General features: G+C 52.0%; 13 protein-coding genes. 11 read left to right on the forward strand and 2 right to left on the reverse strand.

Going from position 1 to position 13319, the window contains the following annotated elements; all coding sequences use genetic code 11:
* The 9 genes from TJ79_RS27015 to coaD form a co-directional block, all read left to right on the forward strand.
* A partial coding sequence (locus TJ79_RS27015) for a DegV family protein (protein ID WP_202903267.1) occupies window positions 1-138 on the forward strand: 138 nt, incomplete at its 5' end.
* Window positions 135-2186 carry an ATP-dependent DNA helicase RecG gene (gene recG / locus TJ79_RS01935; RefSeq protein ID WP_040948606.1) on the forward strand — a complete coding sequence of 684 codons (2052 nt, stop codon included), beginning with the start codon at window positions 135-137 and terminating at the stop codon, window positions 2184-2186. The genes TJ79_RS27015 and recG, both read left to right, overlap by 4 nt.
* A gap of 63 nt (window positions 2187-2249) precedes the next feature.
* Entirely contained in the window at window positions 2250-2537 is a 288-nt protein-coding gene (locus TJ79_RS01940; RefSeq protein ID WP_040948607.1) for a stage VI sporulation protein F, read from the forward strand.
* Window positions 2538-2713: 176 nt separating this feature from the next.
* Window positions 2714-3475 carry a YheC/YheD family protein gene (locus TJ79_RS01945; protein ID WP_040948608.1) on the forward strand — a complete coding sequence of 254 codons (762 nt, stop codon included), beginning with the start codon at window positions 2714-2716 and terminating at the stop codon, window positions 3473-3475.
* 6 nt (window positions 3476-3481) lie between these two features.
* Window positions 3482-4615, forward strand: a complete 1134-nt coding sequence (locus tag TJ79_RS01950) for a YheC/YheD family endospore coat-associated protein (protein WP_040948609.1) — start codon at window positions 3482-3484, stop codon at window positions 4613-4615.
* A gap of 305 nt (window positions 4616-4920) precedes the next feature.
* A complete protein-coding gene (locus TJ79_RS01955) occupies window positions 4921-5466 on the forward strand; it encodes a C40 family peptidase (protein ID WP_052339179.1) in 546 nt (181 codons plus the stop codon).
* A 224-nt stretch (window positions 5467-5690) separates the two neighbouring features.
* Window positions 5691-7103, forward strand: coding sequence for a YheC/YheD family endospore coat-associated protein (locus tag TJ79_RS01960; RefSeq protein WP_040948610.1), 1413 nt, complete (start codon window positions 5691-5693; stop codon window positions 7101-7103).
* Window positions 7104-7644: 541 nt separating this feature from the next.
* Window positions 7645-8256 carry a 16S rRNA (guanine(966)-N(2))-methyltransferase RsmD gene (rsmD, locus tag TJ79_RS01965; RefSeq protein ID WP_040948616.1) on the forward strand — a complete coding sequence of 204 codons (612 nt, stop codon included), beginning with the start codon at window positions 7645-7647 and terminating at the stop codon, window positions 8254-8256.
* Window positions 8237-8755: a pantetheine-phosphate adenylyltransferase gene (gene coaD, locus TJ79_RS01970; RefSeq protein ID WP_040948611.1), complete on the forward strand. Its 519-nt coding sequence runs from the start codon at window positions 8237-8239 to the stop codon at window positions 8753-8755. The genes rsmD and coaD overlap by 20 nt, the downstream gene beginning before the upstream one ends.
* Before the next feature lie 36 nt (window positions 8756-8791).
* Here the strand turns inward: coaD and TJ79_RS01975 are convergent, their stop codons facing one another.
* Window positions 8792-10006 (reverse strand): nucleoside recognition domain-containing protein, encoded by a 1215-nt coding sequence (locus tag TJ79_RS01975; RefSeq protein WP_040948612.1) that lies wholly within the window; start codon window positions 10004-10006, stop codon window positions 8792-8794.
* A gap of 135 nt (window positions 10007-10141) precedes the next feature.
* On the opposite strand from TJ79_RS01975, the gene TJ79_RS01980 reads away from it, so the two are divergent.
* Complete coding sequence (locus tag TJ79_RS01980; RefSeq protein WP_052339180.1) at window positions 10142-11221, forward strand: YlbL family protein; 1080 nt, start codon at window positions 10142-10144, stop codon at window positions 11219-11221.
* 142 nt (window positions 11222-11363) lie between these two features.
* Here the strand turns inward: TJ79_RS01980 and TJ79_RS01985 are convergent, their stop codons facing one another.
* Window positions 11364-12620 (reverse strand): nucleotidyltransferase, encoded by a 1257-nt coding sequence (locus TJ79_RS01985; RefSeq protein ID WP_040948613.1) that lies wholly within the window; start codon window positions 12618-12620, stop codon window positions 11364-11366.
* 144 nt (window positions 12621-12764) lie between these two features.
* Here TJ79_RS01985 and TJ79_RS01990 point away from each other — a divergent pair, with 144 nt between their 5' ends.
* Window positions 12765-13268, forward strand: coding sequence for a YceD family protein (locus TJ79_RS01990; protein WP_040948614.1), 504 nt, complete (start codon window positions 12765-12767; stop codon window positions 13266-13268).
* Window positions 13269-13319 lie beyond the last annotated feature (51 nt).

Consider the following 13319-nt stretch of genomic DNA (forward strand, 5'->3'; position numbering starts at 1 on the left):
GAGACTGCCGAGGAATTCAGTGCGCTGGTGGAAAAAGAATTCAACGTGAAATCAGTTGTCCGCACGCGGGTGGGACCAGTTATCGGGGCACACGGCGGTCCGGGAACTGTCGGCATTTTTGTCATTCCTGCCTTATGATGGATCTATATCAAATTCCTGTCCGTGAAGTTCACGGTATCGGCCCGCAAAAGGCGGAGGATCTCAGCGCACTGGGGATCACCTCCGCCGGCGGGCTTCTTGACTATTATCCGTTCCGTTACGAAGATTACCGGCTCAGGGATTTGGCTGCGGTCAAGGACGGGGAAAAGATCACCGTTCAAGGAACGTTGTATGGCGAGCCGGTTTTAAACATGTACGGACGTACCAAATCCAGATTATCCTGTAAAGTCGTGGTTGACCGGTTTTTGATTTCGGCGATCTGGTTTAATCGGCATTTTCTCAAAGACAAGCTACGTCCAGGCGAGGAGATTGTGCTGACTGGGAAATGGGATGCTCGCCGGCTGCAAATATCCGTGTCGGAATCGGAATTTCCCGGCAGGGGAGCTGGCCGCAGCGGAACGCTGCAGCCGGTCTACTCGGTCGGCGGCGGCATCACGCAGAATTGGATGCGCAAAACCATCGCTCAGGCGCTTACGCAATACGGAGCGATGGTGCAAGAAATCCTACCTTCGGAACTGATCGACAAGCACGGCTTGCTCCCGCGCCGTCAGGCGATGGCTGTTATTCATCAGCCAGCGGATCTGCAGGAAGGGCAGATAGCCCGCAAACGCATGGTGTATGAGGAGCTGTTTTTCTTCCAGTTGAAGATGCAGGCTTACCGGGCATTGAACCGCAAAAGGGCGGATGGAGTCGCCCATCAGGTGGATTTGCCATTAGTAAGGAAATTTGTCCGTACCCTACCCTTTCGCCTGACGGATTCTCAACTCAAGGTGCTGGCGGAAATATTAGAGGATTTGCAGCAGCCCCATTGCATGAATCGCCTGCTCCAAGGGGATGTTGGTTCCGGTAAGACCGTTGTGGCGGCTTCCGCCCTTTTTGCTGCCGTAAAGGCAGGCTGTCAGGGAGCGTTTATGGTGCCGACGGAAATTTTAGCAGAGCAGCATAAGCGTTCCTTGGAGAAGCTTTTCGAACCATGGGGCATCCAAGTTGCGCTTCTAACAGGCAGTTTGACAGATAGACAGCGCCGGGATGTTCTCGCCTCTTTGGAAATGGGCCTGACGGATATCGTGATCGGTACCCATGCGCTGATTCAAGAGGATGTCTATTTCCGCCGCCTCGGTCTTGTCGTGACTGACGAGCAGCACCGTTTCGGGGTCAACCAGCGTTCCATCTTGCGGCGAAAAGGCATGAATCCCGATGTACTGTCGATGACGGCGACTCCGATTCCCCGAACGCTGGCCATTACAGCCTTCGGAGATTTGGATGTGTCCACTTTAAAGGAGCTGCCCAAAGGCCGCATTCCCATTAAGACCTATGCCGTTGGCCACTCCATGCTGGAACGAATCCTCCGGTTTATCGGAAAAGAAGTGCAAGCCGGACGCCAAGCTTATCTGATCTGTCCTTTGATCGAAGAATCGGAGAAGCTGGACGTCCAGAATGCCATCGATCTTCATGCCCAACTTTCTCATTATTTTCCGCAAATGCGCGTCGGTCTTCTCCACGGCCGCATGGCGGCAGCCGAGAAGGATGAAGTGATGCAGGGATTCGGCAGCAACCAGGTTCAGGTGCTGGTCTCCACCACCGTCATCGAAGTGGGAGTTGACGTGCCGAACGCGACGGTTATGGTGATTTACGATGCCGATCGGTTCGGACTGTCTCAGCTTCATCAGCTCCGGGGACGTGTAGGCCGCGGCGGACATCAATCCTACTGTATTCTCATCGCTGATCCGAAGAGTGAGGTAGGAAAAGAGCGGCTCAGAGCGATGACGGAAACGAGCGACGGCTTTGAGATCGCAAGACGGGATCTTGAACTGCGGGGTCCGGGAGATTTCTTCGGTACGAAGCAGAGCGGGGTGCCTGAATTCCGCGTCGCCGATCTGGCGGCAGATTTTGAAACGGTGGAAGAAGCCCGTGATGATGCTGCCGACCTGGTTGCCCGGCAGGAATTCTGGACAGGTAGCGCCTATGCGCCCCTGCGCCAATTTTTGCAGCGGGAAGGAATTTTTAGTGAAGATCGGCTTGACTGACGGTTCATCGACAAGCCTCTCCTACATACAATGGGAAGATGAATACGGGGAGGTGCGCCGTAAGTGAGCTATCAGAATTTTGGCATATCGCCGGAGCTTGTGGAACGGATCAAATGGAAGATGAAAAACCCGGTATTAAAAGAGCGGGTAAAAAATCAGCTTAACGGTGTCACCAAAGCTGATCTGCAGAACCGCGCCAAAGTCAGTTGGTTGTTAAACCAAATCGCGGTTATCTTGGGTGAGAAGCTGACAGACCGGGAGAAGGAAAATGCGATCCAATTTGTCCTCGCCCAGAAAATAGACCCGAACAATACCTTCCATCTGATTCGGTTATGGAGCATGTTTCGATAACGATTGGATGATCGTAAAGGCAGATTCCTCGGAGTGCATCGTGCTAACCGCGGAACTGACCTTTATTTTTTACCTGGGTGTCCCTGCCAGCGGATGGGCGAATGGGCATACAACCGGAGCAAAGCTAGGAATCCCTTCATACAACATAGTAATACGCAACTCATATGGAGGGTGCCATGGCACGAAGGTCCGTTTACCCAAATACGAAGCTGGGAAAAGCACGTTATTTGCTTGAACATTCCGAATTGGCGGAGCATGTTCCCGATACCATTAAAGAAACGTCTGAAAACCTACATCAGTTCTTGATGAAATACCGAACCGTCTACGTAAAACCGGATAACGGCACAGCAGGCCGCGGGGTTATGCGAGTAAAGGTTGAAGATCCTGGAACCTACTGCTACCAACTTGAAAAAGAGGAACACCGTTTCTCAAGCTTCAATCGGATGTACCGGTCATTGAGCGAGATTACTTCGAAACGCAGGCATCTGGTGCAGAAGGGCATTCCTCTTCTGAAAATTCGCAAACGGCCTTTTGATATCCGGGTTATGGTGCAACGGAATCCGGAAGGAGTCTGGGAGACCACTGGGATTATCGGACGCTTGGCACATCCACGGAAAATTGTGACGAATTATCATAGCGGCGGCACCCCGTTGCCCCTTGAGGCTTTGCTGGAGTCCCATATGAGCAGTCAAGAGCTTCCAGCGTTTCTCGAACGGTTGAACAATCTGGGTGTGCTGACCGCTGAGCACATGGTAAAGGGATATCCTTTTGTCCATGCGTTCGGCATTGATATCGGCCTTGATGCGGACCTGAAGCCCTGGATTATCGAAGTCAACACAAAACCGGATCCGCATATTTTTAAATGGCTGGGAAAACCGTCGGTCTACCAAAAAATACTCCGCTATCTTCGTTTTAACCGAAGATTGGCAAGGGAGTGAGCAGAATTGGCGGAAGGACAAAAACCACTCATTGGCATTTTGGTTTGGAGAGACGGCTTCAAGTTCAGCGAACCGGGCTACTTCCGCAATCTGATCCGGGCTGGCAACCGGCTGGGAGCGCAAGTATTTTTATTTTCGCCGATGGATATTGATACGAGAATGAGAAGGATTCGCGGCATAACGCCTACGGATACCGGAGGCTGGGAGATGCGCTATTACCCTTGGCCGGAAACGGTTATCGACCGTCACCGCAGGGGCGGGAGCGGCTATTCCTCCATTCGCAATTCCAAGCTTTTTACGTATGCCAACAACAAATTTACTCATAAGTGGAAAGTGACTCAGATGTTCATGCAGGAAGATTCTTTAAAGCGCTGGATTCCGGAAACAGTGGAATACGGACAAAATAATCTGATGAATATGTTGAGAAAGCATCAACTTCTGTACATTAAGCCCGGAAACGGGACCGGCGGCAGCAGCATCGTCAAGGTGAAGTCGATAGGCAGCCGGTATGAAGTTTCAGGAAGAGACCTCAGGCAAGGCACGAGAAGGGCGATCCTTCATACCAAGAGTGGACTCATGGCCTGGCTTAACCATTGGACGGTTTCCCAGAGGATTCGCAATGGCAATTTCATGATCCAACAAGGGCTGAATCTGGATTTGGTGCCTGGCCGGGTATCGGATACCCGTTTGCTTATCCAGAAAAATGAAGAAGGCAAATGGGATGTTACCGGGATGGGTGTCCGGACCGGGCCTGTGGGCAGCGCAACTTCAAATTTGCATGGCGGAGGACGGGCACAGCCTTTTAACGAGCTGATGGTCAAATCCTTCGGAGCGGAAAAGGCAGCATCCATCCGCAATGAATGCGAACGGTTGGCATTCGCTGTCGTTCATTTTATCGAACAGGAATTTGGCTCCATGATGGAATATGGATTGGATATCGGAATCGATACATCGGGCAAGGTATGGCTCATTGAAGTTAATCCAAAACCGGGTCGGGAAATATTTAAAGGCATGGGCAATATGGAGCTTTATCGTAAATCCATTGAGCGGCCGATTCAATATTCCATGTATTTAGCTCGGAAACTGCGCAATAAGGAAAAGGGCGTTGAAATAACCGAAGCTACGGATGAAGAGATGTAATAGCAGAGAATGGCAGCGAAAGAAGATGAGGATTGAATTTGGTGAAGATGAAAGGCGGCTCCGTTCAACGGCGGAGCCGCTTTTTTTTGTGTATAGACGATGAGCGATATTTCCGCCCTGAAAAAACCTTCTTTCCATTAGGTTAAGCTTCAGGCGGCTTCGCCGATTTCATACATCTACTAATGCTGCGCTTGCGGCATATATGCCAGATAAGGAAGATATTGCGGGTTTCTTTTGTGCGGCTCATTCGTTACAATGGCCAAGTACCACAGAACAACACAAACCTAATAACAGGAGGGACTATCATGATAAATGCGAAATGGGTAAAGACGTTGACGCTGGTTGCCATGATCGGAGCTGCTGTATTTGGTTTTTCAGGACATGGACAAGCTGCCGCCGCCTATAACCCGACAATAGGGAACAAGGTCATCGAGGCCGGCAAAAAATATCTCGGGGTTCCTTATGTTTGGGGCTCCAGCAGAGCCACCAAAACATCGATGGACTGCTCTGAATTTGTTATGTGGGCTTATCGGGATGGCGCAGGGATCAACATGGGAACCGGTGGAGCCAACTCCCAAGCGGATTACATCAAGAAGCACGGCACCTACACCACCAACATCAAGAATCTGAAAAAGGGCGATATCGTCTTCTTCAGCGCTTACCGTGGGACAAGCGCATCTAGTTATAAAGGACTCACCGCATCTCAGAAAAAAATTACCCACGTCGGCATCTATATGGGCAACAATAAACTCATCCAAACGTACAGCAAAGAATCCGGCGGCGTGAAAATCACGAGTTTTGAAGGGACCCATTGGGGTTATCGCTTTGTCGGCGGCGGACGGCCGTATTAAGCCACTCAATCGGGCGAATTGGTAATTCATAAAAGACTTCTCCTTGCCGTATTTTCATGGCAGGGGGAAGTCTTTTTTTCTATAAAAGGTCATGTCAAGATAGACGGCGTCTGCCGTTTATCTTTCCTCCGTTACGTTTACCCGCACCCCTCGCGAAACGTCGTCATACCTTAAAATGCGTAGACATGTATTTGCTGATAGCCCGTTTGTAAAGGGGATGCGACATGGCAAGTGTAAAAACGAAAATTTCTATTTCCATCAATGGCGCAATGGATGATCAAACGATCAGAGTAAGCTCTTCGCTTATAAAAAAATACAAGATCCCGCAAGGAACGTCGCTTCTTTTTAAAGTTGGGTCCATTCAGGAAACGGTGCGGGTGTTATCAACGGGGAACGCCGGCGTCCAGATCCACGCGAATCTGGCGGAACGCACAGGACTCTCCGATGAGAATACCTTGTGCCTGAAATATAATCTAAACCAGCGCACTCTATCCGTTGGCCCCATCGTAGGGGTTATGCTGCGCAAAATCAGCTCCAATATGCTGCGGCCTTTCGGAAATGTTACTTCTTTCGCCCGGGAATTGACGGAAGCTGCTCGGCTATCCGGAGGCTTGGTCTATTTTTTTAGCGCAGATCAGCTTGAAGAGCGTGGGGGAAGAATCGCTGGCCTAATCTACAACAAGGGTTGGAAAAAAGGCATGTTTCCTTATCCCGATGCCCTCTATAATCGGCTGACCTCGCGAGTCGTTGAAAAGAGCACGAAAGTGCAGCGCTTCATTTCTGAAGCGAAGACGCAATACCACTCGGTTGTGTTTAATGAACGCTATTTAGATAAAGCGGAGGTTTTCAGTGCTCTAAAAAAGGAAGCGGACGTAGCGGAGGTTTTACCGGAGTCCTATACCTATCAAGGGTCAAAAATGCTGCGTGCCATGTTGAACCGGCATGCCGCCGTGTTTCTCAAGCCGGTACTCAGCAGTTTGGGCAAAGGGATTATCCGGGTTCGCAGAGGAGGAAGCGGCGGGTATGAGAGCCATATTGCCGGCAACGACGGTAAAATCAGGCAGATGAACTTTGCCAGTTTCCCTTCCATGCTTAAATCATTGGGACCCCGGCTTAAGAAAGCGAAGTACATTATTCAAGAAGGAATCGATCTGCTTACCTCTTCCGGCTCACCCATCGACTTTCGCGCTCTGGTCCAGCGAAACGGCAAGGGCGAATGGAAACTGACATCTATCGTTGCCCGCATAGCCGCCAGCCGTACGTTCGTATCCAATCTGGCCCGGGGAGGCAAGCTGACGACGGTTGACGGAGCTTTTTCCGCGGGGAATCTTCCAGTCCATTTACGAAGCGCTACGTCATCTCGGCTCAAGAAAGTGGCGGTTGATATTGCAAAAGGCATAGAAACGCAAATCAGCGATGCTCATTTTGCCGAGCTGGGCATCGATCTCGCGGTGGATTACCATGGGCGGGTATATTTGCTGGAGGTAAATTCGAAGCCATCCAAAGAGGACAATTCGCCTCTCGTTCTTGAAGATTCCACTGATCAAAACCCCACCGATGGGGGGAAATCTGCCGTTCGTATCCGGCCGTCCGTGCGGAGAGTCGTTTGTTATTCCAAGTATTTAGGCGGGTTTTGATTTCTCTAAATCATGGAATCGCCCAAGTTCGACGCCGTCGAATCCATTTGCAGGCAAAAGCGCCGACCACCGTCGGCGCTTTTATATTCAAAAAGATCAGATAGGAATTCGGTATTGTTTTAAGGCGGTTTTGGTAATACCATAAATACAAAACCGGTCAAGAATGGAGTCGCGTGCATTCCTGACAGCCGGTACACACCATTTGATCAAATCTTTGGCCAGACATCAATTGAATTTCGTGAAGAAAAAACGGAGAAGGAAGACGAGGACGACTAAGGCGACGATATCGGCAAGAACGAAGGGGAATCCGCAAAAAAATCGGACCCCGTCTTTCGACGAGGCCCTTCATGGGAGAGGAGAAACCGGACGAAGCCTTATGGGGAATTAAGTCTTCTCCGCGGTTGTCTACGGCACTCTCGCGCCGTTGGTATAAGGATGACCTGCAGGCAGGAGAAATATACATGGGATGGAAATTTTTTTTGACGTTTTTGCATCTTGTGATACGATAGCGAAGACGCCAATTGAAAAAGCGGGTGATGGAATGAGAGTCATATCTGGCTCGGCAAAGGGCAGGCCGCTTAAGGCTGTTCCCGGTACGGGAACCCGCCCGACGACGGATAAAGTAAAAGAGGCGTTGTTCAGCATGATCGGGCCTTATTTTTCCGGGGGAAATGCGTTGGATTTATTTGCAGGAACCGGTGGTTTGGGTATCGAAGCCCTTAGCAGGGGGATGGATCACGCTGTGTTTATAGACCAGGACAGGACAAGCATCGAGGTCGTGCGGCACAATCTGGAAGCGGCCAAGCTTGCCGATAAAGCGGAAATATACCGCAACGACGCCTTCCGGGCGATCAAAGTTCTGGCGAAACGGGACATGCGTTTTGAACTGGTTTTTTTGGACCCGCCGTACCGGTTGAAGCAGGCGGGAGAACTGATGCTGCAACTGGCCGAATCGGAACTGCTTGAGAGCGGAGCGACGGTTGTGGTCGAATATGAATCCGGCTACCGCTATGCGGAGAAGATCGGCTCGTTTTATGAGAAAAGAAGAGCGGTATATGGAGAAACAGCGGTTGCGCTGTACCGGTATGAACCGGCAGTTTCCAGCGACGATCGCGAGGGGGGAAAGGAATCAAATGAAGAACATCAAGTATGAACCGTCCGTTGCCGTGTGTCCGGGCAGCTTTGATCCGGTCACTTACGGACATCTGGATATCATTGCTCGGGCCTCCGAGGTGTTTGACCGGGTTATCGTCGCGGTATTAAACAATACGAGCAAAAATCCACTATTCAGCGTTCAAGAGCGGGTGGACCTGCTGAAAGAGGTTACCCGGGATATGCCTAACGTGGAGATCGATAACTTTGACGATCTGCTTATTCATTATATGAAGGAAAAGAAAGCCCACGTTATCATCAAAGGCTTGCGCGCGGTTTCCGATTTTGAATACGAACTGCAGATGGCTTCGGTAAACCGCAAGCTCTCGGAAGAGATCGAGACATTTTTCATGATGTCGAGCAGCCAATATTCCTACCTCAGTTCCAGTGTCGTGAAGCAAATTGCCATGTTTGACGGACCGGTGGGCGACTTGGTGCCGGAAGCAGTCGAGAAAGCTTTGCAGTCGAAATATTCGGGTAGACGAAAAACTAGTGAATAACGGTCGAAAAAGTGACGGCCACGCATATGCGGTCAGTTAAGCGGATCGTTTTAAAAACGGCTTCAGGCACATGGCCACTCCGGATAGAAGCAGCATAAGGACGAGCCCTGCCGCAAACAAGCCCATCGTCCATCCGGCGGACATCCAGACACGATGCAGCTGACTGGCTGCGGTTAAGTTAGCAATCGGGGACGCTGATAACCTTCCAAAGCTCATCTGAGCGCGTTCGAGCCATTGGGATAGCGGGTTAGCCAGAACAAAGCTCAGGAAAAAGGCGGCGGAAGCATGAAGCAGACGCCCAGCCAAAAAAGGCCCGTACCGGACGCCTGTCCGATGGATCAGACCCATGACTTGGGCATGCAGGGAAAATCCGCTCCAAGCTAAAATGGCTCCGATACTAGCGCATACGGTCGTAAAATCTAAGGTTAGCCGAGCAGCCGCTTGTCCGCCGAGATGAGGCTCCAGCATACCGGGAAGCAGATTTTGTACGGTATTGGAAATGCCGGAGGGAAGCAGCAGGATAAGCGACAATTTGGCGAGTACCGAGAAAATAATGATGAATCCGGCGAGTGCCATCAGTGTTTCATTGGCTTTAGAGACAGCGTCTCCCAACAGTTTGCCAAAAGCTCTGCCGTCCTCTTTGCGGCTTTTTTCGAGTACCTGAAAAAAATTCAGGCGTTTTTCCGAGCCTTTTGTCTCATGGAGAGGTATATTAGATTGGGTGCGGGTTGGAACTAACCTCATGATAAGCGAAGACACTGCCGCAGATAGATAATGAACCAGGGCAATGAATAAACCAGCTTTGATGCTGCCGAGAAATCCTGCGCCTACGACGGTGACCATGACTAATGGATTGCACAAATGCGAAAGGTTCAACAACCTCTGGGCATCTTTTGCCGCTAACTCGCCTTTTGCTGTGATTCGGGCGGTTAAAACGGCACCAGCGGGATAGCCGGCGGTTAGACCGGTGGCGATCACCCAGCCGGCGCTGCCGGGCATTCCGAAGAACAGCCGGGCAAAGGGACGGAACAAGACGCCGATGGCCTGCAATACCCCTAACCCAGAAAGGATTTCGGTGAGGATGAGAAAAGGCAGGAGTGCCGGAAAAACCAGCGTCCACCACAGCCTCAGACCCGCAAGGGAAGACTGAAACGTATCGCTCGGGTATATAATGAAAAGGGCGACAAGCAGGATAGCCAGCGCACCGTAGGCGAGAGTCGCGCTTTGCTCCCCAAGTTTGAAGCGAGCCAAAAGAAACCACCTCGAATTCGTTCATCAAAATAGCAGCACCAAAATGTTCAATCTTTTACATATGTACGCAGACCTTCAGATGAATAGACTTGTCCTTGACGGATGAAGAGAGACTGAAGGGTGAGGAGGAAACCGATGTCCCAGCTTGAAGGAAGGTTTTTTCGCAGGGGAAGCAAAGCGTGGAAGGTAGTCATCGCCTTTCTGCTTGGAGGCGTGGCTGCTTATTTCCTGTTTTTCGTGCCGATGCCCTATTATATTTACCAGCCCGGCTCAGCCGAGGCGGTTTTGCCTATGGTCAAGACCACCTCACAGGGCACAGCGGAAGAGAAAGGCGCATTTTTGCTGACGACGGTGGGCGTTCTGGAACCTAATGCCGCCGCCTATATATGGGCAAAGTGGAACCATGAGGAGATCAAAGAAAAAAAGACCGTTCTCAATAAGGGAGAAACCGACGAAGAGTATGATCAGCGTCAGGTTTACAGTATGATTACCTCCCAGAGCAGCGCTTTGGAGGCTGCCTATGCCCATTTGAAGCTTCCCTATAAAATCAAGACTGACGGCATCATGGTCATGCATTTGGTGGAAGGCATGCCGGCCAAAGACGTCCTGCGGGTCGGTGATTATTTGCTTGAAGTGGACGGTCAGGTCCTGCAGTCCGCAGATCAGCTGATCCAGTATTTAAGCGGGAAAAAGGCCGGGGACAGCGTCGAGATCAAATTTCGGCGGGGGACCGATGTGCATACGGCAAAAATTGCGTTAGGTACCTTGCCTCAGGAATCTCCGTCACCGGGAGCGTCGCCTGCGCCGCCCCGTTCTGGAATCGGCATAACGCCCGCTCTGATGCAGAGTATTCGTTCAGATGATCCGACCAAACAGGTTAGCATTGATGCAGGGGAAATCGGCGGTCCGTCAGCCGGGCTTATGTTTACGCTGGAGATTATCAACCAGCTGATTCCCGAGGATTTAACAAAGGGCTACCGCATCGCGGGAACCGGCACTATCGACAAAGACGGTAATGTTGGGGTGATCGGCGGCATTCAATACAAAGTGACGGCGGCGGACCGGGAGCATGCGGAAATTTTCTTCGCGCCGAAGGATTTATATCTGGAAGGGGATCAAAAAATTCGATCCGATTCTGAACTATACAACGGCGAAAGACCAAGCGAAAAAAATCGGCACCGACATGAAGATCGTGCCTGTCGGTACTCTTGCTGATGCGCTTGATTACTTGAGCAAGCTTCCGGAGAAACCGGCGCAAACCAAATAAAACGCCTGTCTTCCGTGTTGGTGGGGGCTTCGTCAATAGCCGACAACGGAAGAGGCGTTTTTTTCGCAAACGGTTAAAAACCAGATAGAATCAGATATCCTTCTTGAGGGGAGCCTGATAGTAATCACGGAACAGCTCATCTGCAGCCGGTTCACGGTAGGCTGCAGCGTATACTGCCGCAGCTTCGATATCGAGCCGCATCAGGGGATGCGGGTCGCGGGGAACTTTGGTAATGACGGGAACCTTCGCGGTTGTCTTCATTTGCTTGAGCAGTTCCCGACCCCTGTTGGAAAAGCCCAGCACCCGCAAATAGGGCGTGCCTTCTTCCAGAATCGGTCGGGTCAATTGGTCCTTCCGGTGGTTGAGAAGAATGCGGCACAGCGTTCTTTGCAACTTTGTCTGGGTATACCGTTTGGTTTTGACAGCGTCAAGCAGCTGCTTGACTTTAACGCCCTTTCCGTATTGAAGAGAGGGAAGAGCGTTTTGCAGCCGGTGCTCCAACCCCTCCGTAACCTCGTATAAAGCCTCTAATTCTTGAGGTGGGCGGGTGAGGAGGGTATGCAGTAGGGGAGCGGCGAAGCGCTCCCAGTTGAGAGGCGCCCGGCCTGCCGCCGCTTCCCGCTCCAGGATGGCGGAGGCGTAGCCGGGCATGTACGGGCGGGCGGCGGCGAGGCCGTCGGCGCCGCCGCCGCTGTTCCCGCCGCCAGCGAGCAGGCGGCGGATGGCCGTGGCGCTGGCGATCGCGCTGTCCGCCGCTTCCGCATCATGGTGGCCCGCCATGTGGCGGGTCACCGTGTACGGGCGGATGCGGCTCGCGAGGCGCTTCAGCGCCATGCAGTAATGCAGCCCGAGGGAATTATTGGGCTGCAAGAGGCCGCCGGCGGCATCCGCGCCGACGAAGTCGCCGGCGGCCTGGGCGTACGCGGCGGGGTAGCGGGTTCCGGCGGCGAGCCGCTCTTTCAGACGGGCCCGGAAGGCATCGGGCTCGTCCCACAAGACGGCGGCCAGCGCCTCGAACCAGCGGATATCGCCGCTTTCGCTGCCGAAGGCGAGGGCGTCGACGACGCCGGTAGCGTCAAGGGCGGATACCGCGCCATAGGCGAACCATTCGGCGGGCATGAGCGAGAAGGCGACGGGCAGCTCCAGCACCAGGTCGGCGCCCATGGTAAGGGCCATTTCCGCCCGCGCCCACTTGCCGACGACCGCAGGTTCGCCACGCTGCAGGAAATGCCCGCTCATGACGGCGATGACCCCGTCGGCTCCGGTTATCTTTTTCGCTTGTTCAAAATGATAGACATGGCCGTTATGCAGCGGATTATATTCGACAATGATCCCGACAGTCTTCACCGAAAGCCTCCGATCCAAAATGTTCCGATCCAAATTACTAAGGAATCTATGGTTCGACTATATCATATCGACTGTCATGCATAAAAGGTTGACAACGGTAACCAAATATCGCTATAATTATTTTTGTTTGTTTGGGGTGAATCCATGATAATCAACATGAAAGACTTGGCGGTGAAGGATCATGCCGTCCGCGTGAGTGAATCCGTCGATTTGACTGACTTTCTCAGTGGTCGTCAGGATTTGACTTCCTTTGGTGAAGTGAACGCTGACTTGACGGCGACATTCGCCTTCCCAACGGTTGTGGTGGAAGGTACGCTTACGATTCCGGTTACGATGGTTTGTTCTCGCTGCCTTGGAGATGTCCAGGATGTTTTGCGGATCCCCTTCCGGGAAAGATTCACTCGGGAAGCTCCGGCTCCTGATGAGGAAGAGGCAGAGGATTTACACTTGGTATCAGAGGATGAAGTGGATCTCAAGCCGTACGTCGAGGAAGCGGTCTGGATGGCGATTCCATACATTCCCTTGTGCAGCGAGACGTGCAAAGGCCTGTGTCCCGATTGCGGGACGAACCGGAATGAGCGCGATTGCGGCTGCCGACAGGAGACAATCGATCCCCGGTTGGCCGGCTTGGCCGATTTCTTTAAGTGAAAGCAGTTTAAACGGTTTAGGATTATGGCAAGGAGGTGGGAAGAATGGCAG

Origin of the sequence: Gorillibacterium massiliense, assembly GCF_000455485.1 — a bacterium.
In the GTDB taxonomy this organism is placed as follows: Bacteria; Bacillota; Bacilli; order Paenibacillales; family NBRC-103111; genus Gorillibacterium; species Gorillibacterium massiliense.